Source organism: Shewanella vaxholmensis (assembly GCF_031932135.1).
In the GTDB taxonomy this organism is placed as follows: Bacteria; Pseudomonadota; Gammaproteobacteria; order Enterobacterales; family Shewanellaceae; genus Shewanella; species Shewanella hafniensis.
On sequence record NZ_JAUOEV010000016.1, the window covers coordinates 13,894 to 40,216 of the forward strand.

At 47.7% G+C, this 26,323-nt stretch carries 20 protein-coding genes; all 20 read right to left on the reverse strand.

The window, feature by feature from the left end:
- Nucleotides 1-57: 57 nt before the first annotated feature.
- The 20 genes from Q4Q46_RS14095 to mshL all read right to left on the reverse strand — a co-directional run bounded on the left by Q4Q46_RS14095 (nt 58) and on the right by mshL (nt 26,315).
- Nucleotides 58-888, reverse strand: coding sequence for a carbon-nitrogen hydrolase family protein (locus tag Q4Q46_RS14095; protein WP_268650170.1), 831 nt, complete (start codon nt 886-888; stop codon nt 58-60).
- The gene (locus Q4Q46_RS14100) at nt 812-5,068 is read right to left on the reverse strand and encodes a YhdP family protein (protein ID WP_311906268.1); all 4,257 of its coding nucleotides are present in this window, start codon (nt 5,066-5,068) and stop codon (nt 812-814) included. The genes Q4Q46_RS14095 and Q4Q46_RS14100 overlap by 77 nt, the downstream gene beginning before the upstream one ends.
- Complete coding sequence (gene rng / locus Q4Q46_RS14105; protein WP_311906324.1) at nt 5,068-6,534, reverse strand: ribonuclease G; 1,467 nt, start codon at nt 6,532-6,534, stop codon at nt 5,068-5,070. The genes Q4Q46_RS14100 and rng overlap by 1 nt, the downstream gene beginning before the upstream one ends.
- 257 nt (nt 6,535-6,791) lie before the next feature.
- Nucleotides 6,792-7,394 (reverse strand): Maf family protein, encoded by a 603-nt coding sequence (locus Q4Q46_RS14110; protein WP_115335620.1) that lies wholly within the window; start codon nt 7,392-7,394, stop codon nt 6,792-6,794.
- Between the two features lie 2 nt (nt 7,395-7,396).
- The gene (gene mreD / locus Q4Q46_RS14115; RefSeq protein ID WP_259214039.1) at nt 7,397-7,885 is read right to left on the reverse strand and encodes a rod shape-determining protein MreD; all 489 of its coding nucleotides are present in this window, start codon (nt 7,883-7,885) and stop codon (nt 7,397-7,399) included.
- Complete coding sequence (gene mreC, locus Q4Q46_RS14120) at nt 7,882-8,892, reverse strand: rod shape-determining protein MreC (protein WP_259523769.1); 1,011 nt, start codon at nt 8,890-8,892, stop codon at nt 7,882-7,884. The genes mreD and mreC overlap by 4 nt, the downstream gene beginning before the upstream one ends.
- Before the next feature lie 44 nt (nt 8,893-8,936).
- Nucleotides 8,937-9,986, reverse strand: coding sequence for a rod shape-determining protein (locus tag Q4Q46_RS14125; RefSeq protein WP_006083256.1), 1,050 nt, complete (start codon nt 9,984-9,986; stop codon nt 8,937-8,939).
- 339 nt (nt 9,987-10,325) lie between these two features.
- Nucleotides 10,326-14,948, reverse strand: coding sequence for a DUF6701 domain-containing protein (locus tag Q4Q46_RS14130; RefSeq protein ID WP_311906269.1), 4,623 nt, complete (start codon nt 14,946-14,948; stop codon nt 10,326-10,328).
- Nucleotides 14,938-15,417 carry an MSHA biogenesis protein MshP gene (locus Q4Q46_RS14135; RefSeq protein ID WP_311906270.1) on the reverse strand — a complete coding sequence of 160 codons (480 nt, stop codon included), beginning with the start codon at nt 15,415-15,417 and terminating at the stop codon, nt 14,938-14,940. Before Q4Q46_RS14135 ends, Q4Q46_RS14130 begins: the two co-directional genes overlap by 11 nt.
- Nucleotides 15,407-16,255, reverse strand: a complete 849-nt coding sequence (locus Q4Q46_RS14140; RefSeq protein WP_311906271.1) for a PilW family protein — start codon at nt 16,253-16,255, stop codon at nt 15,407-15,409. Before Q4Q46_RS14140 ends, Q4Q46_RS14135 begins: the two co-directional genes overlap by 11 nt.
- Nucleotides 16,255-16,809: a type II secretion system protein gene (locus Q4Q46_RS14145; protein ID WP_012088120.1), complete on the reverse strand. Its 555-nt coding sequence runs from the start codon at nt 16,807-16,809 to the stop codon at nt 16,255-16,257. Before Q4Q46_RS14145 ends, Q4Q46_RS14140 begins: the two co-directional genes overlap by 1 nt.
- On the reverse strand, nt 16,799-17,296 hold the full coding sequence (locus tag Q4Q46_RS14150; protein WP_311906272.1) for a type II secretion system protein: 498 nt from the start codon (nt 17,294-17,296) through the stop codon (nt 16,799-16,801). Before Q4Q46_RS14150 ends, Q4Q46_RS14145 begins: the two co-directional genes overlap by 11 nt.
- Nucleotides 17,297-17,466: 170 nt before the next feature.
- The gene (locus Q4Q46_RS14155) at nt 17,467-18,027 is read right to left on the reverse strand and encodes a prepilin-type N-terminal cleavage/methylation domain-containing protein (RefSeq protein WP_012088118.1); all 561 of its coding nucleotides are present in this window, start codon (nt 18,025-18,027) and stop codon (nt 17,467-17,469) included.
- A gap of 111 nt (nt 18,028-18,138) precedes the next feature.
- Nucleotides 18,139-18,756 (reverse strand): prepilin-type N-terminal cleavage/methylation domain-containing protein, encoded by a 618-nt coding sequence (locus Q4Q46_RS14160; protein WP_006087047.1) that lies wholly within the window; start codon nt 18,754-18,756, stop codon nt 18,139-18,141.
- Nucleotides 18,757-18,831: 75 nt separating this feature from the next.
- Entirely contained in the window at nt 18,832-19,326 is a 495-nt protein-coding gene (locus Q4Q46_RS14165) for an MSHA biogenesis protein MshF (RefSeq protein ID WP_311906273.1), read from the reverse strand.
- Nucleotides 19,327-19,376: 50 nt separating this feature from the next.
- Nucleotides 19,377-20,597, reverse strand: coding sequence for a type II secretion system F family protein (locus tag Q4Q46_RS14170; RefSeq protein ID WP_106649292.1), 1,221 nt, complete (start codon nt 20,595-20,597; stop codon nt 19,377-19,379).
- Nucleotides 20,598-20,599: 2 nt separating this feature from the next.
- Nucleotides 20,600-22,360 (reverse strand): GspE/PulE family protein, encoded by a 1,761-nt coding sequence (locus Q4Q46_RS14175; protein ID WP_115335629.1) that lies wholly within the window; start codon nt 22,358-22,360, stop codon nt 20,600-20,602.
- On the reverse strand, nt 22,357-23,724 hold the full coding sequence (locus Q4Q46_RS14180; RefSeq protein WP_311906274.1) for a tetratricopeptide repeat protein: 1,368 nt from the start codon (nt 23,722-23,724) through the stop codon (nt 22,357-22,359). Before Q4Q46_RS14180 ends, Q4Q46_RS14175 begins: the two co-directional genes overlap by 4 nt.
- The gene (locus tag Q4Q46_RS14185) at nt 23,721-24,629 is read right to left on the reverse strand and encodes an ExeA family protein (protein WP_311906275.1); all 909 of its coding nucleotides are present in this window, start codon (nt 24,627-24,629) and stop codon (nt 23,721-23,723) included. The genes Q4Q46_RS14180 and Q4Q46_RS14185 overlap by 4 nt, the downstream gene beginning before the upstream one ends.
- 6 nt (nt 24,630-24,635) lie before the next feature.
- On the reverse strand, nt 24,636-26,315 hold the full coding sequence (mshL, locus tag Q4Q46_RS14190; protein ID WP_311906276.1) for a pilus (MSHA type) biogenesis protein MshL: 1,680 nt from the start codon (nt 26,313-26,315) through the stop codon (nt 24,636-24,638).
- Nucleotides 26,316-26,323 lie beyond the last annotated feature (8 nt).

Genomic DNA, 26,323 nt, shown 5'->3' on the forward strand with positions numbered 1-26,323 from the left:
TAATTCTGTACGTAAATCGCTGTCTAATTCGGTATTGCCGCTCGCCAGTGCGGGCGGTTATTTCAAGCTTGGCTCAAGGAAACGATTATGCTGCATCACGGGCATTTTACGGCGAATACTGTGCAGTTCGGTTAAATCGACCTCAGCCTGCACCCAACCCGTACCCGTTTTACGTTCAGCCAAAATATTGCCCCAAGGACCGACTATCATGCTCTGCCCCCAAGTTTCACGACTGCCTTCGTTATGCTGTCCCCACTGAGCGGCAGCGAGAATAACGCATTGGGTTTCAATCGCTCTGGCCTGTAGCAATACTTGCCAATGGGCTTCACCGGTAACTTTAGTGAAGGCCGACGGCAAGGTAATGATCTCGGCACCCGCAAGACGCATCGCCCTAAATAAGTCGGGAAAGCGTAAATCATAACAGATGGCTAGGCCAATTTTGCCAAAAGGTGTATCGATAACGCTAATGTGATCACCGGGGCAGAAGGTTTCGCTCTCACGATATTGTTTTGTACCATCGGCAACATCCACATCAAAAAGATGCAGCTTATCGTAGTGCCCTAAAGTATCACCTTTATCATCAAACAGATAACTGCGGCTATACACGCGGCCATCCTCAGCCAGCGCCGGAATAGTGCCTGCCACCATAAAGACCTGAAATTTGGCTGCCAGTGCACTTAAGGCCGACTTGAGCGGGCTCTGATGAGCATCACCCGCATAGGCGAGTTGCTGACTTTCGTGGCCACCAAACAGTAAACTGCATTCGGGCAACACGACTAAATGGGGCGCATCGGCATCCCGTTTGAGTTCGTTAAGCTGCGATTCGATAAACAGCAGATTGGCGCTGACGTCGCGACTGCTCTGACATTGCAACAGGCTGATGTGCATTCTGATCTCCCTGAATTTGCTTAATCGGTTCTACTGCTGGCTGATTCTCTGGTGTGGCAGGCGTGTTCGGCGCTTCAGGCGAAGGCGTCGCTTGAGGTTGCACTAACTTTAAATCGGGCGCTTTAATTTGATCTGTGGCTGGCTTGGGCTCTTCTGACTTTGATTCTTCAGTTCTGGCCTCTTCAGGCTTAAGGTCTTGTAGCTTGAGCGCTTCTGATTGTGCTTCTTGAAGCTGTGGCTCAGATTTCGTCTCTACCGGCTGAGTGATATCGGTATTATGACTCGCGGCTTCGGTCGGCGCCGCTGGGCGCTCAACTCCAACAACAGGTAAAATGGCCTCAGGAATTTCAATTTCTTTACTCTTACGCTCCAGCTCTTCAACCACAGGTTCAGCCATAGTGCCGGTCACCCGAAAACGAATTTCTGAAATTACTTCAATCACAGGCTCAAGCACTTTTGTCAGCGCAAATGCGCCCAGACCGAGTGTCCACGCACTGGTACTGAGCAATACCACAGTCGGCACACTCGAGGCCAATTGCGGCACAAAGCGGATATCGTAATTCAAACTTTCAGTGGTGAGATCCGTATAGCCACGGACCTTCATATTGCCCGCAATCGCATCCATTTCGGTATCAGTGGTTTTCACCACGCCGTTATCAATTTGCAGATTGCCATTGAAGGAGTTGAAATACATGCCCTGACCGAAGACATCGGTGAAATCCAGCGACAGTTTGCGTACTAGAGAATCTAAGCTGAACAGGGAGAAAATGCGCGCGCCCTTATCACTCACCTGAGATAAATGCCCTTTGCCTAAGTCGAACTTCACCTTGCCATTTAAGGTTTCGAGGGAGAAAGCATAAGGCGCACCTTGCCAAGACAAATCCGCGTTAACCTTTAATGGCGCTTCATTGACGCCGGGATCTATGCCCAATTGGGCCGAGAGGTAATTAAACTGAGTGGCGTTCAATTCGACACTCAAATCAGTTTCATTCTGCCCTGCCTGTTGCTGCCAAATACCACTGCCCTGCAAGGTCACATTAGGCGTAGTTAGCGACAGGGTTTGGATTTTATAGCCTGCCGCTTGTGGGCCCGCCTGCAAGACTAGCTTGCCAAAAGGCTTATCGAAGAAACGAAAATCTTCCACATTCACGGCCACGGGCGGCAGGTTAGTGAGCACTTGATCGCTGGCAAAATCAGCATCGGTATCCGACTTAACCTCGGGTGAAAAATAGAATTTGCTCGCCACAACTTTGAGGCCTTGGGTTCGCCAGTTGGGATAGAAATCGACCCAGCCGTCAAATTCGTTGGCAACGGTATTAAAACGCCAGCCCGTTTCATTGGGTTTCGCATTGAGCCTAAGCTCGGTCAGCTGTTGTCCTAAAAGGTCGAGGCGGCCAATATGGGAATCGATACTCGCCACCGCAGGGAATAAACTGTCATGGGCGATATCGTCGACGAGGATGCCGGTTTTAGGTAATTTCTCTTGGCCAACAAAGGCATTAATCACAGGTAACCAGTCGGCTAGTTTCGCCTTACCAAGGTCAATTTGAATATGACCTTTCTCAGTATTTCGGGCTTCATCCTCATCGAATAAACGCCCCAATAACAAATCAAAATAACTGAAATTAGCACCTTTTTCAGCATCAAACCCACCGATAAACTCGGCATGACTCGCCAGTTTGACATCTAAGGTCGCATCATTTTGATCGCCAATAAACTCAGCGACTAAAGGCCGCGGCTCATCTTCGGGTTTGGCAAAATATCCCGGGAATGACAGTTGAGTGCCAACCATATCCGAAGTTACTTTGGCTTGAATTTGATAACCTTTTTCAGTAAACAGCATAGTCATAGCGCCGTCCCAACTGATTTTACCCTGATAGAAATCACTCAAAGGATTATGCAATGCTTCGGGGAGACGATTCAGATCCCAACGACTTTTGAGTGAAAGATTAAGGCTAAAATCTTTGCCTTTAGGCTGAGTATCAAAGGTTAAGTTGAGCGGCTGTTCGAACAAACGCGCTTTAATCCCTTTACCTGTCACCACCTCATTTGCAAAGTCGACGATACCCGTTACGCCATTGAGCTGCAGTCCGGGCTGGGCAATATACACCGGCGTGTTATCAAAACTAATTTGACCACGAATATCTTCTGCGCCTCCGTCATACAGCGGAATACTGATATCCAAATTGCCAGTCACAGCGCCTTGTACTTGCACGACATCTAAGGTTTTACCCACTGACCCCGCCAAAGGCGAGGCTTGCAACACCTTAGTCGCCGCGCTGCCTTGGGTGGCAAGTTCAGCTTCAATCCTTAGCAGAGTGTGCTCGCCAATCGCGGGAATAAATACATGGGCACCCGTGGCATCCACGTTCATCAGCTTGCCTTGGTTGAGCCAAAGATCCATACGAGCATTTTCAAACAAAGCATTAAGGGATAAGTCTGTGACTGCAGGCCAATCGGGTTGAAACTGGAATTGGGCATCCGTTAAAGTAAATGCCGCTTGAAACACGCCGCTATTGTCATCGAAAGGGAAACCGCTTAACGGACCACGCCAAACGACCTGTGCATCTTGAGTCTGACCCGCTTTAAGCCCTGTATCCAAATATTCAGCCAGCGATTCGCCCATCGCCTTATTGGGGAAATACTTGTCGGCATTGGCGACATTATTGATATGAACATTAGCGGCCAGCGCCATATGCGCCGCAGCACTGAAATCCAAATTCAGCGCGGCATCTAAGCCTATGTCATCGTTCTCAAGCTGCAACTGCGGCAGATTTAAACTCAACTCTGCAGTATTGAACTGACCATCAATTGCCGCACCGTTAAAGACGAGTGGCGCCGAAAATTCATCTCCAAAATCCACGGTATAAACTTGTGCAGGCAAAGAGAAATACAGCGTCTTGTCTTGCCAATGTAAGTTCAGATCCAAAGGATGGGTATTGGGGATACCGTCGACCTTCTGCCAATGTAACTGTTTCACCTCAGAAGTAGCGAGCAAAGGCTGATCGGCCTTTTGATACAGTCGAATGGGCCCAATACTGGCTTCAGGCGATAAAGCATGCCATTGATGCAATACGGCTTTATCGACTCCGGGAAATAGCGGTAACAAGGGTAACAGGTTTTGAGTGTTAACTTGATTCACATAGGCAAAGAATTCGTCATGTTGACGCTTAGCCGCCAGCGTTAACTGCGGCCAATGCTCACCGTTAGTGACAAAGTCGAGCCCTGAGCTCTGTACTTCCCAGCCTGAGTCCTTTGGCTGCCAAACGATATCACCCGCTTGGATTTCAAATCGTTGTGGCACTTCCTTTAAGGTCCATTGCAACCAGCTCGGCTCAAAATGCACCATGGCAGAACTGATGCTGCGATCGGCAAACGTAAGCCAAGCCTTAAGATTAACGACCCCTTCTAAGGGTAGTTTTTTGCTCGCATCATAGGGATTAGGCTGACGCGATGCCCACTCACCTAAGTCTAATGAGTTAGCCGCCAGATAAATCTGCCCCGTTAAGCTGTCGGGATTCGCGCCATCGCCATTGAGATCTAACTGCAATCCCAGAGACTCATGCTCAGAGGCATTATCATCAAGGTACAGTTCTCCTGCACCGCGGTGACGCTCGCCGTTATTGCGCCAATTTAGCTGGCGAATATGGATCGGGCGAAACTCTTGGCGCAAACTCAGCAACTGCACTGTGGCATGGGTTAACGAAAATCTGTCGAGTTGCTTGAGCAATAATGCATAGAGCCAATCAACTTGCGGCGCTTTATTGGTTGCGGCGGGATTATTTTCGGTCAGCTTGTCCATATTTAACGCGATATGGACACCATCAAAATTGACATCTTCGATACGCGGCGTGAAGGTCAGCAGCGATTGCCAAAAATCTAACTTCACTTGTACATTCTTGATAATCAGGGTAACAGGCAGCTGCTCCTGCGGCGGGATAACTAGATTATCTATGTTAATTGCCGGACCAAACGCTTGCCAGTGGGCGGATAATTCCCCCACTTGCACATCAACCTTATATTCGCTTTTTACGTAATCAACCAGTTGCTGGCGCACCCCATCAACCTGTGGCAATAAGCCACGGATCAAACTCACTGCAAGCGCAAATAGCACTAAGATTAGCGCGATAAATTGCCAACAAAAACGACTTAGTTTTTTTGCAGTAAAAGGTGCCGCCACTACATCATCACCACATCGTATTTGTTCTGTGAGTACATAGGCTCATTTTGCAAACGGATACGCTTACCTATGTAAACCTCAAGCTCAGCAATCAGATGATTTTCATCAGTATGTAAGCTTTGATACACGGCAGGCGAACAGTACAACAGGAATTCATCGGCATCATAGGCGCGGTTTAAGCGGATGATTTCGCGAAATACCTCATAAGAAACCGTCTCCACCGTCTTCATGCTGCCCGTGCCATGGCAAGCGGGACATTCGCCGCAAACCACGTGCTCTAAGCTCTCACGAGTTCGTTTGCGGGTCATTTCAACTAAACCTAAGCCAGAAAAACCACTTACATTGGTTTTCACTCTGTCCTTAGACAAGGCACTGGTTAGGCTGCTGAGCACCCGAGCCTTATGATCCGCCGTCATCATGTCGATAAAATCGATAATTATGATGCCGCCGAGATTACGCAGGCGTAATTGTCTGGCTATCGCTTGGGTCGCTTCGAGATTGGTATTAAAGATGGTTTCTTCAAGATTTCTGTGCCCAACAAAGGCGCCAGTATTGATATCCACAGTCGTCATGGCTTCGGTCTGATCGATAATCAAATAACCGCCAGACTTGAGTTCAACCTTACGGCCAAGCGCACGTTGGATTTCGTTCTCCACATCGTAGAGATCGAAAATAGGCGCAGGCCCTGAATAATGCTCAATCTTCTCGGCAATTTCAGGCATAAACTCTTGGGCAAAGGACTGCAACTCGGCAAAGGTGCGGCGAGAATCGACTTGAATACGGTCAAGTTCAGTACCGACAAAGTCACGCACAATCCGCACTGGTAAGGCTAAATCTTGATATAAGAGCGACACACCGCTGCGCTTACGTCGCTCGCTCACCTTTGACCAAACTCGCCTTAAAAACGCCGCATCTTGGGATAATTCGTCTTCACCCACGCCTTCGGCGGCGGTGCGGATAATAAAACCACCGTCATCATCGACATAGGGCAAAGTGATTTGTTTAAGGCGACTGCGCTCTTCTTCAAGCTCGATACGCTGGGAAACGCCAATGTGGCTTGAGCCAGGCATAAAAACTAAATAGCGGGAAGGCAGCGTGATGTCGGTTGTCAGGCGCGCGCCCTTAGTGCCCAGCGGATCTTTAACCACTTGCACCATAATATCTTGTCCTTGACGGACTAACTCGGCGATATCACGGACAACGAAATGCCCTTTCTCAACATCGGCAACGCATTCAGTGTGCGGCACTATGTCGGAAGCATGTAGAAACGCGGCTTTATCTAAGCCAATATCGACAAAGGCGGCTTGCATACCGGGCAACACACGGCTGATTTTACCTTTGTAAATATTGCCAACTAAGCCCCGTTTCATCCGGCGTTCAATGTGTACTTCTTGCAGCACGCCATGCTCAACTAAGGCAACGCGCGCCTCAGAGGGGGTTACGTTGATCAGTAATTCTGAACCCATCTTGCGCTGTATTTTATTTGGATTTAAGCGACTGGTATTCACGACTCACCCCATTCGGGAAACTAGATTAATTAATCGAAGCTACAAACTAGAATTTACAAACTAGAATTTATAAACTAGAAGTTACCCACTATCTAAGCATGAAAACCGAATAAAGGATCAAGGCTAAGGGTAACTTCATGGAGATACTCGATTAAGAGCCTAAAACCTCCACAAGGTTCATTCTAACCTCAAGCCGCAATACCAGTAACAAGGCGTTAAATCAGCCCAACCTCGGCTAACAACTCACGTGTTTCAACCAAAGGTAAACCCACGACGCCAGAATAACTGCCTTCAATCGCTGCCACAAAGCAACCGCCAAGTCCTTGGATACCGTAACTGCCGGCTTTATCCATTGGCTCTTGTGAAGCGACATAAGCGTCAATATCGGCGGCCGATAAAGCGCAAAAACGCACTTGTGTTTCGACTAAGCGCACTGAGGTTTTGAAGCTTAAATCTGCATCCGCTTGGTAAGTCAGCGCCACAGCGGTCATTACGGTATGTGTTCTGCCAGATAATTCACTGAGCGTTCGCTTAGCATCGGCCACATCCAGCGGTTTGCCTAATATTTGGTTTTCAAGCACAACGATAGTATCAGAACCTAATACAGCAGGCTGTGACATATCTGCGCATAATGCCAGTCCAGCATGGGCTTTTTCGGCGGCTAAACGGCGTACATAATCCCTTGGCGCTTCACCTTGCTGCACGGTTTCATCGATATCCGGCGCCACTTGCGTGAAACAAAACTCAGGACGACCGAGTCCAATGTGCGCCAATAATTCTTTGCGACGTGGCGAAGTTGAAGCTAAAACTAAATCCACAGTTAACGAACCTTATAATGACGTCGAACCCGACGTAGAATCCAAAATATCCAAGGCCAGATCACCAATCCTGAAATCGCAGGTAAGAATAGATCCGTATCGAACACCGCCTCTTGCATGACAAATTCTACCCAGTAAATCACTAAGTGATACATACAAATAAGCAGCATGATCACCAACGACTGTTGCCACTTAGGGAAATTTCGCAATCGCTGGCAATGCAAGATGGCGACATAAATTACCAAAGACATCGCTAAAGAGCGCACACCTAAGGTGGCACCCAATAAAATATCTAACACTAAGCCTAAGATCCAAGCGGTTAAGATGTTGTATCTATGGGGTAATGCGATAGACCAGTAGAGCACAATCATCAACAACCAGTCGGGACGCCAAGCATCGACCACACTCGGCAAAGGCATGATCTGGCTGATTACGCCGATAAATAATGTCACCCAAACAATGAAGCGCCCATTGGCGGCTTGAAAACTCATTGGTGCACCTCAGTCGCTGGAGGAGTGGTTTCCGTTGCCGGTTTGGCCACAGTGGCTGCGGGTGTAGTCACAGGCTTAGTCGTGTCTGCAGATGTGCCTTCGGCTGGACTCGCACTGCCGATTTTTGATGAGTTTTCGATAAGCGAATGATCCGCAGCAGGGACTGTGGGCTGATTAGGCAAGGTCACACCCGAATCGGGAGACGGCCAAATCAACAACACATAACGAATACGATCTAAAGCAGCTAGCGGTTGGGCCGTGACTCGAGCGTAACTTTGGCCATCTTCAGTCAAAACCTCCATAACTCGCGCAACGGGATAACCTTCGGGGAAACGATTGCCTAAGCCTGAAGTCACCAATAAATCGCCGACACGAATGTCAGTACTCTTGGCCACATGGCGCAGTTCTATCTCATCAAGCTCACCCGTACCATTGGCGACAAGGCGCACATCATTACGGGTAATACGCACAGGCAAACCGTGTGATACGTCGGAGAGCAATAATACCCGGCTGGTCATTTCACTGACCTGCACCACTTGGCCGACAACACCTTGTGCATCCACCACTGGCTGACCGACAAATACACCGCTACGGGAACCATGATTCAGCACCACGTAATGATGGAAAGGATCGCTGGCGACCTCTAGCACTTCGGCCACCATCTTGCGCGAATCCAGATAGGCGGGTGAGCCTAACAGTGCACGCAAACGCTCATTTTCTTGGCGTAAGTGTTCGAAACGCTGTAAGCGTTCACTCATCAGCAGTTGTTGCCTGAGCAGCTCTTTATTTTGCAACGCCAGCATATTGCGGGTGGCAAAACTTTCAGATGACCAGTCAAGCGCCGCACCGGGCACGCTGGCTAAATACTGTAATGGACTAAAGACGGAGGACAGGGATTGCCTCGCAGGATCGAGGCGATGATTAGCCACGAGCATAATCACCGACAAAATAATTGCCAGTGTCAGACGGAATTGGTTTGAAATACCACGAACAAAAATTGGCTTCATATGAAAGCTAAGGCGGTGATTAACCGCCCCATACCGAAGTTAAATTAGGTTTCTTCGGAGAACAGATCGCCGCCGTGCATATCAATCATTTCGAGGGCTTTACCACCGCCACGTGCTACGCAGGTCAATGGATCGTCCGCCACCATTACTGGAATTCCGGTTTCTTGCATTAATAAACGGTCTAAATCACGCAATAACGCACCACCGCCAGTTAACACCATACCGCGCTCAGAAATATCTGAAGCTAATTCTGGTGGAGATTGCTCTAACGCCACCATCACAGCACTTACGATGCCAGATAATGGCTCTTGTAAGGCTTCTAAAATTTCGTTGCTGTTCAGTGTAAAGCTACGAGGTACACCTTCAGCCAAGTTACGGCCGCGGACTTCGATCTCTAACACTTCATCTCCAGGATAAGCTGTACCGATAGTATGCTTGATACGCTCAGCCGTGGCTTCACCAATTAAGCTACCGTAGTTACGGCGAACATAGTTGATGATTGCATCATCAAACTTATCACCACCGATACGGACGGAAGACGAATACACTACGCCATTGAGCGAAATAATCGCGACTTCAGTGGTACCACCACCGATGTCCACCACCATAGAACCCGTCGCTTCAGATACAGGTAAACCCGCACCAATCGCAGCAGCCATAGGTTCTTCAATCAAATATACTTCGCGAGCACCAGCGCCCATGGCTGATTCACGGATCGCACGGCGTTCAACTTGAGTGGCGCCAACTGGCACACACACTAGAACCCGTGGACTTGGACGAAAAAAGCTATTGTTGTGCACTTGTTTGATAAAGTGCTGCAGCATTTTCTCAGTCACATAAAAGTCAGCGATTACACCGTCCTTCATTGGGCGGATAGCTTGGATGTTGCCAGGCGTTCTGCCGAGCATTTGTTTAGCTTCTGTGCCGACCGCGGCAACAGATTTCTGACCGGAGCCACCACGCTCACCACGTATAGCAACAACAGAAGGCTCATTGAGCACTATGCCTTCGCCACGAACATAAATTAATGTGTTAGCTGTACCCAAATCGATCGATAGATCATTAGAAAAAATGCCGCGTAGCTTCTTAAACATGTAACTAGCCTGTATTCTGTGGAGTCAGAAGAAAAGAAAAATCAGCTAACTTTATCAATGCCACCCTGATTCCACAAGACCGATGAGGTTAACAATCGCTAATGAGGTGATTTTTTTTCAAATCGTCCTCTAAAAAACAGTATTTAAGCGGAAAATACTGTTTATTGACGAAAATATCGACAACTAAAAACGAAGAAACATACAAGCCAACAACAAATATCAAACTAAGAGACTGCATTCTTAATTTGCCACCTCTTTTTCATCGACCTTCCATAACTGAAACTGACGCCCGTTTCATACGAAAGGCTCAGTTCCATTTAATGACAGAAATCACTTAGATTAGTTTACCTCACGCCAATAGATGATTTTGTCATGGCCACGATAACGGCCAAAATATGCGCTCGCCCGCGGTTCTGTGAGAACGCTTGGTGATACGCCATTCCAATTCCAGTACCATTCTAGCCATGTCGGCACATCCAAGGGCGCCGTCACTTGACCGCGGTATGGCGCGCCACTTGAGGTGACTGCCTGCCAGAGCAACTCAAATTGGCCAACTTGGAACGTTAATGTACCGCCAGAACGAGTAACACTTTGCCCCGCCACTAAGTCGGGATCAAAGTTGTAGCCAAGGCCGGCATTGTCAACCTGCGAGCCCAAACCATACACTGCGGTGGTGCAGCTATCGTTGGTATTCAATACCCAACTGCTACCATTCCAATATTCGGCCCGAGTCGGCATACGCAGTATTTCAGTTTCAGGACCATAGGTGTTATCCATCACCACTCGGCCGTGACGCAAGATTTGAGTGCTGATTTTCTTAGCATTACAGTTAGTGCAATTACCCGTCGTTGCCGCATCCATATCGGGTGAGGCGACATAGCTATATATCCCATTCGGCCGAGGATCGTTATCCATCAATTGCACGCCAATATCGAGTGATTCGAAAGGACCATCTTGATACAAATTCGTCGCCACATTTGGGGTCACCCGACTAAAGTTAGCTAGGTAAGAAGCATCGACCATCGCCACGCCTTGATCCCAACTATCAGCCTTTATAAGTAAGGCGCTTAAGCGACTCTGTAAATCGACACCATTATTGTTGTTTTCTCCCACTAATTTGGCAGTGGCGAGGGAGAATGGCGGGAAATAGTTTTTCGTTATATCCCCCGCGATATTTAAAGCACTAAGCTTCATCGACATAGGAAACAGCTGATCCATATAGTTAAAACCGCCACAGGCAGGTATGACAGATATGTCACTGACTAAAAATCTGTCAGGCACAAAACGGCCAATATTAGCTGAATAGCCAATTGGAATATTTAAGCTGCTTGCCGTCCCTAAATAATTGGGAGTCGCCAGCGCCGCAATTTGGAACACGCCGACTTCGCTGATGGTCTGATTACTGATGGTATTGAGATTATTGGCCTGCGCCGAGTGACTGTAGGATGCCACGCCTAATACCCCATCATGGCCGCCACTGGCGATGCTGGGCGCCACCACTTTACTGGTAAACTTCATCTGCGCATCGCTAAAGTTAGGCGTGGGCAAATTGGCCATGCAAAAATCCGGATCGCCATCTTTTTCCCATGCCATCGCTTGTACTGTCATGCTGAAACTTTGTCCGGCTTTACGATAAACATTACACGTCATATTCGCGCTTGAGCAACTGGCACTGGCGTCCACAGGCTTCACACACAATCCAGCCGGAACACTGACAAACTGATCAGAGCCTATCATCACGAGATCTTGCTCGTTACCACTGCCGACATAGTTAGCATCGAGTTGCAATTTGCCCGCATCGGGGTAATTCACTGCAATGCTTGCTTGTCCGTTGATATCAAACACCAGATTAACCGCCGTAGGCGAGGCACTCGAGGTGCCAATTGCCATATTGTTGATGGTGACGGCTTTAGGCGAGATAGGCGCGCTTGGGGTTTGGTAACTACTCCAGAAATTCAGCGTTTTGGTCTGGCTTTGGAAGCTTGGGACACACTGCTGCGTCACATCAGATTTTTTCACCGCTTTGACCAACACATTAATAGGTTTATTGGCCAATTTATCGGGCACGTCGAAGATAAACCCACTGTCGGCGAAAGTCAGTGAGCAAGCATTCTCGCTCAAGGATCCTGAGCCTACTCTACAAAGGGTTTTGCTTAATGGTTTGGTGGTGGGATTAGAGCCCTTTACGCCCAAAGTCACTACACCGGGTGTATTTCGCCTCAGTTGCAGTTGCGCCGTGCCACCGCTGAAACTCACTTGATTACCGCCAACCCATACGCCATCTGTCGCAGAATCAGGTAATAAGGTTGCGCTAAGAGGCGCAGTAAAAAGCTGGCTACAACTCACATTAGCACAAGCTCTAATCGTTACCGTCTCAGCATTACAAGTCAGCCCCAGACCCGTATGATCAAACTCAAAATGATCGATCTGAGCACCAATAGGATTCGATTTTAGCGCACAAATTTGCACATTATCGATTTCGTGATTGTTATTTGAGCCCCCCGTTGAGCCCGTTAAAGACAATAAAAAATCACTCGGAATGGCCGCTTGACCATTTTGTGCTGCAGCGTTAAATGCGGGAACTAAAGTCACAAACCCTGAACCTGTATTACGCTCTACCTTGACCACTGACTGGCCAGATACTTGCGAATCAATAGTGATTTTATATCTGTGTGCGGGCGACACGTTATTGCCGTCTACTGCGGGCGATAAGCAACTACCGCTGGTATTAGTGGTGCCGTTACTACAAGCGCCACGTAAATAATTGTACCCTGACGTGCCAACACCGGAACCGCGAACCGCAACTGACTGGCGCCGCTGACCGACATTAGAATTACCGCCTTCACCGGAGAAGTTACCAAATTCATCAATACCAAATCCAAGCCACCCCCCCGCAAACCCATTAATACCAGGTTTATAACCGTAACCTAATGGACCGCCAAAGGCGCCGGGCTGCGGCGTTATAGAAGCATCCGATAACACCACCGCAATACCGTCGGCGCCATTTCCACCATATGCATAGTGGTCAAACTGGATCTCAACTAAGTTTGCCGCTGCAGGAAAGAGTCTTTGGTAGGTCGATGCCGTAGATTGATTTGATTGGGCTTCAGTTAAGCGTAAACGGCCGCCTTGGATCGAAGGGGTGAATCCTCCGCTACTTCTAGAAACGACCCAGTCATTACTCAAAGTGCTTTGGGAAAAATTATCATTAAAACATTGTAAAACAGGTGCGGTTTTCTCCAGTGCAACAAAGCCATAGTCTTCAGCAAGATGACTACGCTCACTATCGCCATAGGTATCTTCGTCGTTCACCATACTGACTTGAGTTGCACTCAAATTACAGCGTCTTAGCCAGCCACCATCGCCACCTCGACGAGAATCTTTCCCCGCGACTAAAGTCGGAGGATTAACAAATCCAGTCAAACTCGTGTTGTAAGCACATTGCTCAGCCAGCGTTTTAGTATTTCCCCCGCCTGTGTGGGTAAGTGCAGTACCGAATTGATAGTGAACATCCTCACCATTCAGTATGACTGTGCCAACACTGGATTTTACCGCTAAATAACCAATCGTTTCTGATTGTAAACTTCGCAGATTACCAGGTTTACATTGAGTTCCAGAACGGACCTCAGAGGTATCTAAATTGAGTTGAATACCACTCGAATTTAACTGTGCCACGCTTGTCAGCCAGCAGGAAGAATTATTGCGCGTCTGCAACTGATTCAATACGACATTCAGAGACGTATTCAGCGGCACATTCGTCCAGGCAGAGTTACTCATGTTCAATGCGTTAACGGTAGAGATTCTACCTGCTTCAAGTTGACTGCCATCGGATAAAACATGTGAACCTGCCGTCACAGCAATCCAATGCACTTCCGGCATACTATTCGAAGCGATATAGCGGTTTGAGGGACTCGTTGGTTCACTTTGCACCCAAGTAAATCCGGTATTAGTCACAGATGATACAAAGGTTGATGCAGGTCCATCGTTGCTAGTATTCGCCGTTGATATTGTCGGCATAAGGAAAATAAGTGGTTTCACGCCAACAGGGAAAGCATTGGCAAACGTCACTGAAGTAGTGGTCGCTTTACCAAACTGTAATTGTAGCGGTGCAACAGGCAAATCTTCATTAATACTGCCACCACTCATGACTAAATAACGACTCGTGACACGACCATTAATAATCGAGTTATTATTTAAACTTAATGTTGCATCGCTATAAACTCGCCCATTGAGTAAAGCATCACTATTTAGCTGAATATCGCTATAACCGATAATAAGTGCAGAAGCCGTATTATTTTCATTAAATTTACCGCCATTTAACTCAAATTTTTGTTTGGTAAAAATGCGGACATTACCTTGCAAAATCACCTTAGCATTTTGGTTCAAGGTAAAACTATCTACCCAATAGTCCCCCTCGGATAAAACGAGCGTCGCCCCGCCCCCAATAGCGATAGTGTTAAATCGATACTCATTTTGAGTTGCCGATAGAGTCAGAGTACAAGCAGAATAAAGCGAAACATTGCTAAACTGATTTTGCCCATTAGCACCAAGTGTTAATTGCTCGCCACTATTACAAGAACCATAACCGCCACCAGCGCCGCTACTCGATAAAAAAGCATTGCTCCCAGTTAATTTTAACCCTCGAATATCACTGCCATCGATAGTACATTTACGCACTCCACCAGAACCGTTATCACAACTGTTATTAGCAAGCCCGCTGCCATCGTTACTCGAACAATAATCTAATGCAGCACCACCAGTACCATTAATAATGCCATTACCGTTTATCATCAGCTGTGGCGATGATATCTGATGGCATACGTTAGAGTTATCGCCATGATGCCCTTGAGCAACCTTGGCAAAAATAACACTCTGGTCAATAGGGTCGAATGCCATCACAGCAGAAGGGAAACTCAAGATAAGTACTGCCAATATGGCACGATGAAAAAGATTAATTCCCACGGGCTTCTACCTCAACTTGTCGACTGACGCGCGTTTCGCCGCTTTCACATACCGCTTTACTGTTGATTCGATATTGAGTGACTGCGCCTACCGCATAAGCTGTACAATTCAACGTCACACTACAGGCGTGAAAACCAGTTACATCGGGCGGTGTCCAAACATCTGATGCTAAACACGTTCCGGCGTTACCATTCAATGGAAACAACTTAGCCAGCGCCGCATCGGCACCACTGTTTGCAGCGGCAAAAGCACGCGTTCCCCACACTTCTTGGGTGAGCCCAGTATCACCGTCTTCCACAATATTGATCAGTGCCGATGCCAGCAGAAACATCACAGTGATCACAAACACGCCAATGATTAACGCACTACCCCGCTGCCGCACAGGCAAAGCGTAAGATTTTGATCTTGATAGTGATGATCTGGATGCTGAATTACGCCCTATCGAGCGACTATATGAATTAAGGAACATTGATCACCTGCACTTGATGTCGATATTGGAACGTCTCACCATTGACATTAAATCTTGGCTGCAAGTGCACCATGGCATTATTGACTAAACTCGATGGCGTTAAGATCAACGGCAAGTCATTACTATTATCGAGACGATTCGCCACACTTTGCGCCATTAGCACGCCCGTACCCATAGTGGCTGGATTTGGTTGAACGGTATTAAAGTTATAACCAGCATAACGCACTATTTGTAAATCATTACCGCTTGCACCCTTTTCAAAGCAATAGCTCACAGGACTCGAACCAAAATAGATCCTTTGTCGTGGTGATGCTTCGGAAAAACGTGTTGGCGCAGTAAAAGTCAGTGTCACTTGATTACCCGAGATAGCAATCGTTTTAACCTGTGCCAGTTTTTGTCTCGCGCTACTATACACATCGGCATCAACCAAGGGATAGATCCAAGCGAATTGATTCACGCGAATCGCACTCGCGGTATTATCTAGAATAACTATCCCAGTACTCGCGGCAGCATCGGGGATGATTGGCATAGTGAGATAAGTCGTGCTGGCTTCGATAGGCACAAACTCGATACATTGATAGGTCAGCGAATCGGTATTAACTCGCACACTATTAGGCAAAGCACTACGCAGCTCACGGGTCATTCGCTCAACGGCAAAACGGCTCTGGCTTAGTACTTGATCGACTGAACTCGACTCAACAAAAATCCGCGTACCAAAAATAATAAAACTACTCACCCCGACCACAAGAATCCCCAGAATCAAGATAACTGTGACCATCTCGACTAAGGTAAAACCCCGTTTGGATGTTTGCATACGCTTTGCTGAAAAAGAGCCCATTAGTAATTGCTCCTTACCAGATTGTAAGTGATCACTTCATTGTCCGGCGTCGTCACATTAATGGTCACTAGCTTAGTATTGGGCGCAGGCCCATAGGCGACAGTGACACTTAATTGATAGTTAGGATAAGCAGCGGCATAGGTTTGGGTTGAGTTGAGCATAGTCGCTGTTTCATTTAAGCCGTTGTAATCGTCCACATCGTTAAAGTCGTTACGACTCTCACCCACCTCTGGACCCAAGGAAGTGGAACAATTGCTTCCTAGCGGACTACCACAGGCCGGCGTTCCACCATTGGCATTAGTGTTTTGATCGTAACGCTTGCCCCAGATTTCATTCATCACCGAATGGGCAAGCTCAGCACTGCGTACTCTATGTAAGGTGCTGGCCGCACGATCAGCTTGGGGAAATAACATGCTGGTTAGCATCACTATCGCAATGCCAATCACCAACATACCAATGACTAATTCGATAAGGGTAAAACCCTGCTGTGGTTTGGCTTTTTTGGATGTTTTTACTGATGCTTTGCCCAATAGCAACCGAGGATTAATTCGCATAAATATAACCCTCGCTGGAGACGTTAATCATCACAGTGTCATTAGCAATCACATTAATGCATGGCCCATTGCAAGCCAACGAAGTGCTACCATCGATATCGAAATCGAGGCTGAAGTTGCTGCTGTTAGTACTGTTAGGGCCTACTAGCACTAATTGAGCACCACCTTGAAAAGCTTGGCTATAAAGCGGGTTTGGCGATAATGCAGTACCAGAACAAACCGCCCCATTTCGGGCAGAGAATTGACTCACTTGGTAACCAGTGCCAAAAACAGTTACACGAAAACACCTGTCAGTATTATTGAGCGCTTTTTGCTGTACTTGACGCAGCTCGCTAATGAACTCGTTACGTAGGCTATAGGCACTGTAGGAAGACTGAGTAAACAGGCGAGGCAGTACAACCACAGCAAGAATTGAAATCAAGATGATGGTCGTCACTAATTCTACTAAGGTAAATCCGGCCTGTTTTGACATAGAAAAGTTAAGCATCACTCGCTTTGGTTGCTGATGGTGAGAATCTAGCTTCAGTTTCTGCCAACTATCTGATTAACGCAAATAAATGTCGGCAAATTTGGCGGACTCATTTATTTAAAATCATGTAAGAACCGCATTTTACCTAAAAAAAAGGCCTGCTAGGCAGGCCTTTTCCGTAATTAAAATTAACAACCATTATCTGTAACAGTAATCGTTGGCAAGGCACCTGCACTTGCTGCTTGTACATAAACAATCTTACAGCTTGCTTCAGAACCAGTTGTAGTTACATCAGCAGGAGCGCCACGTTGCCAAATAGTCGCAGAACCAGTAGTAGTATCATCAATGATCCAATCAGCGGCATCTTCACCAGAAGGTACTGCTGATGATGGGGAAGTTCCAGTGTTAAACTTAACATCCATACCCTTTTCTAAAGCAGCCTTAGTTGCAGCCATATAACCAAAGACAACTGGAACATCGTCAGCAGTACCTGTCGCAGGAGTCCCTGCAACTGTATTACCGAGCACATCAACACTACCTGTTGCAGCACCTTCAATTCCAAGTAATGCCGCTTTTGAATAAATTAAGCTATTCGCCCCTTGAATTGCCCCTTTCATTCCTTGAATTGTAGAAGCACGCGCATCACCTTGCAGGTTAATAAACTTAGGTGCCGCTGTGACAGCAAGAATACCTAAGATAATGATCACTACGACTAATTCAATTAAGGTAAAACCTTGTTGTCTTTTCATATCAAACTACCTTTCTTTATCAGTGAGTACTCGTGTGAGCACTAATTAAGTTAAGTCACTTCTGAACTAAGTTACTTAAAACATGAACAAAATAAAACTGTTAATTACAGCTTATGGCACAAATGGCGTTTGGGTAAAGCTTAGCACTTTACCTGTGCCTGGGTTATACACGATTCCTTTCGCACCAGCTGTTGATAAATCCGGTGTAGGAGTGGGTACGCCAGTGGTTTGATCAAGCACCAGTGAAGCCACTTGGTGATAAACACATAAATCTAAACCAGCAACGACAGTGCCTGCAATCGAATTAGCGCTACCACCTGCGCCATCAATCACGCGCACGGTATAACGTTGATTACGCGCATCTTGAGTGTAGAGCACATTACGAGGAGCGCTCTGCAGCACGGTATTAAATACTTGTTGGCAACTCGCATCAGTCATTGCAGTCACATCCGTCACTGAAGTTCCCGTTGGATAACCAAAACGAGGATCGAGCGAAACTGACGTACCATCTAAGATCACACTGCTATTTTGGCGCCCATCGACTTCCCACTGCGAACGCACAAAGCTAACGGCAGTCGATAAACCACCGGCCACGCCGTCAACACTGGCGTCTTCAGCATCATCGGTGACATTTAAGAATCGTGGGATCGCGGTTGCGGCGAGTAGCCCTAAAATCACAATCACAATCACAAGCTCTATTAATGAGAAACCTGTTTGCTTAGTTTTCATATATATGCCCCATACCAAAGAAATTTTATTCTAACAGCTAAATCAATTTTAAAAAGCCATTGAGTTAACAATATTTTACGGTGCAGTCAAAAAAATGACCCTGCCAGAGTTCAGTTGATAGCCTAAACTATCGCCATTGTGCGACCGATAGTGGCAGCTGTTATCCTTAACTAAGTAATCAGCAACTAGCCCTGCGTTATCCACTTCTGCGCCCATAAGTTGCTGCCATAAATCTTGGCAACCTTGGCCGTTTAACTGTTTAGGTTGCGGCCAACCTAAACCATTCACATCAACGACACTTGGCTCAGTTTCCTTGGCGGAATTGTCAAACGCCTCCCAATTCAACTGCATCTGCGGCGGCTTACCCAAAGATAACCATTGGGAGCGCGCCATCACCAGTACATTTAAAAAACGCGCATGATCTACTTCTAATCCACGGGCCGCAATTTGCGGTAGGGTAAAAAAGTACTTAGCTCCAATCACCGCCATGATAACCAACACTAACCCTATGGTTATCATACGCCCATAGATGCGTAATAGATCGCTTTCTGCCTTTTGCTGAGTCTGCATTTAACCTCAGCCCCACACATAAGATAGAAGATAAACATTATCCATATCGATTATTTACCGCCCTTGACCACATTAAGCATATCCCACATAGGCAGGTATATCCCCAAGGCCAGCACTAATACAATCACGGCCACAAAACCAATCAAAATAGGCTCCAATTTAGCGGTGAGGTTCTTTAAATCATAGTCTACTTCGCCCTCATAGAAGTCTGCCGCATCATTGAGTAATTGATCGATTTGCCCTGTTTCTTCACCCACGGCCACCATTTGCAGCACTAGTGGCGTAAATAACTTGCTCTGATTCGATACCCTTAACATAGAGTCACCAGACTCAATCCCACGGCGCATACCGACTATTTTGTCGTGCATGTAGGCATTATCTACCGCATCAGCCACTAAACTTAGGGCCTGCGTCATCGGCACGCCAGCGCTGAGCATCATAGAGAAACTGCGACAATAACGAGCTAACGTCGAGCGCTCGATAATCGATCCCACGGCAGGGATGTGTAACTTCCACTTATCCCACTGCTTCTCGCCTTTTTCCGTATGGTGCCAGTAACGAATGCCGATAATAGTGCCGATCAGCGCCACCAACATCAGCGCCCAATAATTCACAAACAGATTCGATGTACCTATCAGCACTTTTGTCGCCCAAGGTAAGTCGGCGCCAAAGCGGGAAAACATCTCAGCGAACTTAGGGATCACCATGATATTGAGGATCACCATAGCGAGCGCAATCGCAATCAAGACAAACATGGGATAACGCATGGCCGATTTAATTCGCCGCCGTGTTTCCTGCTCACGCTCGATATAGCCAGAAAGCTGAATAAAGGCATCTTCTAACTTACCTGTGTTTTCGCCCACGTGCACCATAGAAACAAACAAGGAATCAAATACATCGGGATGTTGATTCATGGATGATGACAAGGGGCGCCCTGCGGTGAGCTGCTCAGAAATATCGTTAAGCGCATCTTTCATGCGCTGGGAATGCGCCGTTTCAGACAAGCCCGCAATCGCCCGCAAAATCGGGATGCCAGAACGGGTCAAGGAGTACATTTGCCGAGTAAAAATCTGTAATTCTTCTAACGCGACTTTTCCACCAAATAACTTAGCCAGTGAGAATGACTTAACCACTTTGGCGACTTTGACCTCAAGGGGGATAATCCCCCGCGCCAATAGCATGTCAGCAGCGGCACTTTCCGATGCCGCATCCAATTGCCCCGTAACGGATTGACCTTGACCACTGCGTCCACGGTATTGATAAATCGGCATAATTACGCCTCAACGCCTTGTTGGCTAATAATATCCTTCGACAAAGGTATCTGAGATTCACTCACGTCCTCTACCAGCTTAGCCACCTCTTCAATGGTCGTCATGCCTTCGCTCAAATATTGCAACGCTGACTCGGCGAGCGGGGTAAAGTTAGGGCTCTGCAACGCGGCTCTGGCGAAATCCTGCGGATTACCGGTACGCATCGCATCGATCATCTTTTCGTCGAGCTCGAGGATCTCAAAAATACCAATACGGCCACGATAACCACTGCCGTTACAACTCTGGCAACCGGTACCGATTCTAAAGTTTGCATGGGTAAAATCTTTACGACTCACACTACTCAGCCAAGCTTTTTCCTGCGGTGTTGGCTGATACTCAACGCCACAGTTATGGCAAACGCGGCGCACTAAACGCTGGGCAATAATCACCCTTAAGGCACTGGCGACCAAATAACTGGCGGCGCCCATATCGAGTAAACGCAGCGCACTGGTGACCGCATCGTTAGTATGCAAGGTTGATAGCACAAAGTGACCCGTTAATGCGCCCCTCAGACCAATCTCCACGGTTTCTTGGTCACGCATTTCCCCTACCATGATGATATCGGGGTCTTGACGTAAGGTGGTGCGCAATACGTTGGAAAAGTTTAAGCCAATCTTATGGTTAACTTGTACTTGGTTGATCCGTGGCAATTGATACTCGACCGGATCTTCCACCGTGATGATCTTACGGTCGGCGGTATTGAGCTCGCTCAAAATACCGTACAAAGTGGTGGTTTTACCGCTACCCGTGGGACCAGTGACCAACAACATGCCGTGGGGACGTTTAATCTGTTTACGAATACGCGCCAAAATAGCAGGCGGCATACCGGTTTCGTTTAAGGTCAATAAACCCGCTGATTGATCGAGTAAACGCATCACCACAGATTCGCCGTGGTAAATCGGCATAGTCGACATACGCACATCGATATGATGACCTTTGATCTCCATATGGAAACGACCATCCTGCGGCAAACGTTTTTCGGAAATATCGAGACCCGCCATCAACTTAAGTCGTAATACTAAAGCGGCAGCAATATTAACTTCATTCAGAATCGTTTCATGTAGCTGACCATCGATACGCTGGCGAATACGTAAGGCTTTATCACCGGGTTCGATATGAATATCCGAGGCGCGCATTTGCACCGCATCTTCAAAAATCGACTGCAGCAACTTAACCACTGTGGTTTCATTGTCACTGTCACCCGACGTGAGGCTGGCTAAATCGAACATCTCATCGGCGGCGTATTCTTCTTCGAGCTTACCGGCGATCTGAGCAATTTGGTCTGTACGGCGATATAAGTTATCAAACGCTTGCAGCAGTTGCTGTTCGGGCGCTACCGCTAACTTCAAACGCTTAGGTGCGATAAGCATTTCGAGATGATCGAGCGCCTGCAAATCGGCGGGGTCGCTCATTGCTACCAGTACGCTATCACCCCTGTCTTCAACCGCTAAAGCGCGGAAACGTCGGGCTTGCACCTCAGGAATAAGATGCACGACTTCCGCAGGGATTGGCATTTTACTGATATCAAGCAAAGGCACATTCAATTGTTGCGACAAGAACTGCAGCAACTGATGCTCTGTAATCGATTGCAAATCAATGAGGGTACGGCCCAGTTTTTTACCCGTATTGCGCTGCTCGCCTAACGCCTGTTGCAACTGCGCTTCGGTAATAATGGCTTCTTGAACTAACAGATCGCCCAAACGCATTTTTAATCTGGGTTTCATTGGCTATCTCCTAGCTGAGTCAAACGTTGTTCGATAAAGGCACTCGCCTGCGCCGATAAGCCTCTGTGGCCTAATGCAGTCCGATAGGCTTGGCGTGCTTGGAGAAATTGCTGCTGCGAATCAAGCGCATAAGCCAGTCCCATCCACCATTTAGCCTGTTGGGGTTCTTGTTGTAATAACTGCCTATAGGCTTGTTCCGACACGGAAAACTGCCCTAGCTTTTGCGCCAAATCCGATTGTGCCATCCACTTTTGTCTCGCCAGCGGATGCGTATCAGGTATGTTGGCTAACGTCGCTAATGCGAGATCAGCCTGACCAGCGGCTTGCTGAACCCGAGCGAGCAATAAGGCAAAGTCTAATTGCTGCGGGAATAACAGCATACCTTGCTGCAACACTTCGCTGGCTTTGGCTAATTGACCTTGACCATAATGCAGCGCAGCTAATTGCTTGCGCGCTTCGTGCATGCTGGGTTCAAGCGCCAAGGTTTGCTCATAATAACTAATGGCATCTTTGAGCTTGCCATCCCTTTCAGCCTCACTCGCAAGTGTAAACCGCTTCTTTGCTAGCTGCTTTGGGGTTAACTTCACCTCAGTAATCGCCATTTGCCCTTGTTCTTTGGGCGCGAGTCGATTAGTGCCTGCATCCGCTTTAACTTCTTGTACGTTAAGCTCATTGCTCGCGTGACCTTCATTATCGGCGGCAACACTGGCCCGCTCCGACATCATTAATGCAGAGGGCACGGCTACAGTGACCTCGGCGCTACGCACACTCGATGTCGCACTATCTGGCTGTGAATGGCTTGGCTGCGAATGGTTTGGCTCGCTTACCGTATCGACCTGATCATCTGCGAGTGCAAGGCTCACGTCTGCTTGTGTTTTTTGTTGCGGTTGCGACTGAGACTGAGCTTGTTGCTCATGCTCAGCTTCTTTTGCGGTTCCTAATTCTGGTGCCTGACTCGATGCCACTTCGGTGGCACTTGGTTCAAACTCTTCACTATTCGCTGTCATCGCCGCCGCAATCTTCTGTGTCGTCGCAAGCTTCAAGGGTTCTGCAGCGGCATCGACGTTAGGTGAAGCTTCTTCTGAGGCAACACTGTCGATCCGCACAGACTCAGTTTGGGCGGTTAAAGTATCTTGTTCCTGCGCTTGAGATGAAGCTGTCGCTTCTGCAGGCTCTGCCATGAAAAATTGCCAGCCATAAACCGTGCCGCCACCGAGTAGCAGTGACAAACCACAGAGCAGCAGCCAGTGAGATGATGAACGCCTGCGAGCTAAATATTGCACCTGCGGTTGAGCCACATTGCTGAGTTCGTGCCCCTGCTGACGTTTGTCGAGGTCCTGCAACATCTTGTTGATCACACTCATACAACACTCCTCAAAACGTGTTGTAATCCCAAACCGAAAGCCACAGTTATCAGAGTGAAAAAAGGCAGCCATTTCCACGACAATAATCGGCGCACGCTCGCATCTTCAGTGTCTTGAATCGCCGCTTTAACGTGGGAGGTTTGCACACGCGTAGCGCCCTCGCCGAAACTCAGTAACAAGGCTTTATGGGCAAGAATATTGATCAATCTGGGGATCCCTCGGGACGCATAGGCTATCTGGCGTGTTTCCCGTGATGTAAAGAGTGGTTCGCCCGCACGACCTGCAATGGCTAGCCGGTGGCGAATATAAGCATCGGTTTCATCCCATGTCAGTGGGCGAAGGTTGTAGCTAAAAGTAATACGTTGTCTTAATTGCCTGAATTCTTGGCGTTTAAGCCTTTCATCAAGCTCAGGTTGCCCAAATAACACCACCTGCAATAATTTACGCGTCTCGGTTTCGAGATTAGTGAATAACCGCAACGCTTCTAGACTGTCGTCCGGCAATGCCTGCGCTTCATCGAGCACTAATACGATGGCGTGACCATGGGCGCTCAACGCTAAAAGCTGCTGCTGGATAAGCCCAGTGAGCTGCTGCTGGTCGATATTGCTGGCGTATTTAAGGCCTAACTCACTCGCCACCGCCCAGCGTAACTCTGCAGGCGTAAGGTAAGGATTGGGTAGATAGGCGCAATGGAACTTAGTGGGTAATTCATTGATAAGCTTGCGGCAAATCAGAGTTTTACCTGTCCCCACCTCCCCTGTCACCTTGATAAAACCTTCACCCGTTTGTAGCGCAGTTTGCAACACTTGCAAGGCTTCTACGTGTGGCGATAGGCCGAAAAAAAATCCGGTATTGGGTGTCAATGAAAATGGGGCTTGGCTTAGGCCAAAATGCTTCTGATACATAGAAGCTTACTTTGTCTCCGGATACCAACGATCTAATAAGGTCTTAGAACGTTGTAGCTCAGTTTTCCAGGTATCGACGCCAACTACCGTAGGTTTTAACAGAATAATCAGCTCAGTTTTCTTCTTTTGCTTGCTGCGGTTTTTAAACAATTCACCGAGGAAAGGAATATCACCCAACAAAGGCACTTGCGAGACGACTTCGGTATTTTCGCTCTTCATCAAGCCACCTATGATGACCACGTCACCGGAAGCGGCGCGGATAACGGTATCAGACTCGCGAATTTCACTCTGCGCTAAAGGTAGCTCCAACGAAGCATCACTCACTTTGATATCTTTAGTCTGCTCTTTCACATCGATAACGGATGGATGCACGTGCAATAACACATTACCGTCACTATCAATTTGCGGCGTGACATCTAAGGCAATGCCTGAGAAAAACGGCGTGAGCTCGACTTGTGGAGTGGTCACAGGCGTTGCGCCCGCTACTGTGGTCGATGAAACGTCAGTGACAAAATACTCATCGGTACCCACTTTAATCACCGCTTTTTGGTTATTCGATGCAGTCACCCTTGGGCTAGACAATACATCCACATCGCCTTGGGTATCTAATAGATTGATCATGGTCGTAAAGTCGGAGCCTTTAATACTCAGCGAGGTCACGCCACCAATCGCCGAGGTGATTTTATCGCTTAACCCAGGGCCTTTCGAAGTCCCAAAATTCACATTCGTATTGCCGACATGACCCAGCACATTGTCCCATTGGATACCCTGCTGATAGCCATCGGATAATGTGACTTCGAGGATCTTAGCCTCCAAGATCACTTGGCGCTGTAGGTGACTCTCGGCGGAATTCAAGAAAGTACGCACTTGGCGTAATTCACTTGGGAAAGCACGAATAGTGACTAACCCCGCCTGCGGCGTGACCACCACTTGCCGCCCATTACCAGTGTCACCAATAATCGCCGTCAGCGTTTCTTTCAGCTCGCCCCAAAAATCAGTCTTAGTGCGCGAGCGAATAAATGTTCCGTTACTGCTATCGCTGCTGCCATTACTACTGGAGTTGTTGCCGTTACTGCTGTTGGAATTATTATTACTCGAACCACTGTTATTTGAGTTGTTATTGTTCGAATTACTATTGGAATTATTGCTATCGGAAATGCGTCCAGAACTCACTGAGGTCACAGATAAGCCGTCGCGCTCCATATAAAGATAATTCAGCGGGAAAGTCTCAGTACGCATTCCAGCGGGGAACACTCTTAGAATACGCCCTTCACGGCTCACTTCGTAACCGTAGATATCTTCAACCACTTGAATCGCTTCGCTTAAGGTTACACCTTTAAGGGATAACGAAATCGTACCTTGCACATCAGGATGCACAGCAACACTCAGCGGCGTACCTTGGACTAAGCTTGGAAAAAATACTTTGGCATCCACATCATGGGCAGAGACATCGAAACGACGCTCAGTTTCCAGCGCAGGGGTTAAGCCTGACAGTAAAGCGCCCGAATTCAATTCCCGCTGAACCGCATCCGGCATAGTCGCAGGCGGTGGCGTCGTTGATGCCGTCGCCGTCGCCATTGAGGCCGCTAGTGCCGCCTTACTCGCCTCCGGCTGTGGCCTATTTGTGGTCTGACACGCCACAAGGCAAAGTGAGAGCAGAGGTGTAAAGTATTTAATCGCTTTCATCTGAGGTG

Bases quoted from the DNA above. Each gene is read 5' to 3' on its own strand.
- Q4Q46_RS14095 (WP_268650170.1), bottom strand. From the start codon at position 888: ATGCACATCAGCCTGTTGCAATGTCAGAGCAGTCGCGACGTCAGCGCC.
- Q4Q46_RS14145 (WP_012088120.1), bottom strand. From the start codon at position 16,809: ATGCGAATTAATCCTCGGTTGCTATTGGGCAAAGCATCAGTAAAAACA.
- Q4Q46_RS14125 (WP_006083256.1), bottom strand. From the start codon at position 9,986: ATGTTTAAGAAGCTACGCGGCATTTTTTCTAATGATCTATCGATCGAT.
- rng (WP_311906324.1), bottom strand. From the start codon at position 6,534: ATGGGTTCAGAATTACTGATCAACGTAACCCCCTCTGAGGCGCGCGTT.
- Q4Q46_RS14170 (WP_106649292.1), bottom strand. From the start codon at position 20,597: ATGCCGATTTATCAATACCGTGGACGCAGTGGTCAAGGTCAATCCGTT.
- Q4Q46_RS14135 (WP_311906270.1), bottom strand. From the start codon at position 15,417: ATGTTCCTTAATTCATATAGTCGCTCGATAGGGCGTAATTCAGCATCC.
- Q4Q46_RS14185 (WP_311906275.1), bottom strand. From the start codon at position 24,629: ATGTATCAGAAGCATTTTGGCCTAAGCCAAGCCCCATTTTCATTGACA.
- mreD (WP_259214039.1), bottom strand. From the start codon at position 7,885: ATGAGTTTTCAAGCCGCCAATGGGCGCTTCATTGTTTGGGTGACATTA.
- Q4Q46_RS14150 (WP_311906272.1), bottom strand. From the start codon at position 17,296: ATGCTTAACTTTTCTATGTCAAAACAGGCCGGATTTACCTTAGTAGAA.
- Q4Q46_RS14165 (WP_311906273.1), bottom strand. From the start codon at position 19,326: ATGCAGACTCAGCAAAAGGCAGAAAGCGATCTATTACGCATCTATGGG.
- Q4Q46_RS14175 (WP_115335629.1), bottom strand. From the start codon at position 22,360: ATGAAACCCAGATTAAAAATGCGTTTGGGCGATCTGTTAGTTCAAGAA.
- Q4Q46_RS14180 (WP_311906274.1), bottom strand. From the start codon at position 23,724: ATGAGTGTGATCAACAAGATGTTGCAGGACCTCGACAAACGTCAGCAG.
- mshL (WP_311906276.1), bottom strand. From the start codon at position 26,315: ATGAAAGCGATTAAATACTTTACACCTCTGCTCTCACTTTGCCTTGTG.
- mreC (WP_259523769.1), bottom strand. From the start codon at position 8,892: ATGAAGCCAATTTTTGTTCGTGGTATTTCAAACCAATTCCGTCTGACA.
- Q4Q46_RS14140 (WP_311906271.1), bottom strand. From the start codon at position 16,255: ATGGGCTCTTTTTCAGCAAAGCGTATGCAAACATCCAAACGGGGTTTT.
- Q4Q46_RS14160 (WP_006087047.1), bottom strand. From the start codon at position 18,756: ATGAAAACTAAGCAAACAGGTTTCTCATTAATAGAGCTTGTGATTGTG.
- Q4Q46_RS14155 (WP_012088118.1), bottom strand. From the start codon at position 18,027: ATGAAAAGACAACAAGGTTTTACCTTAATTGAATTAGTCGTAGTGATC.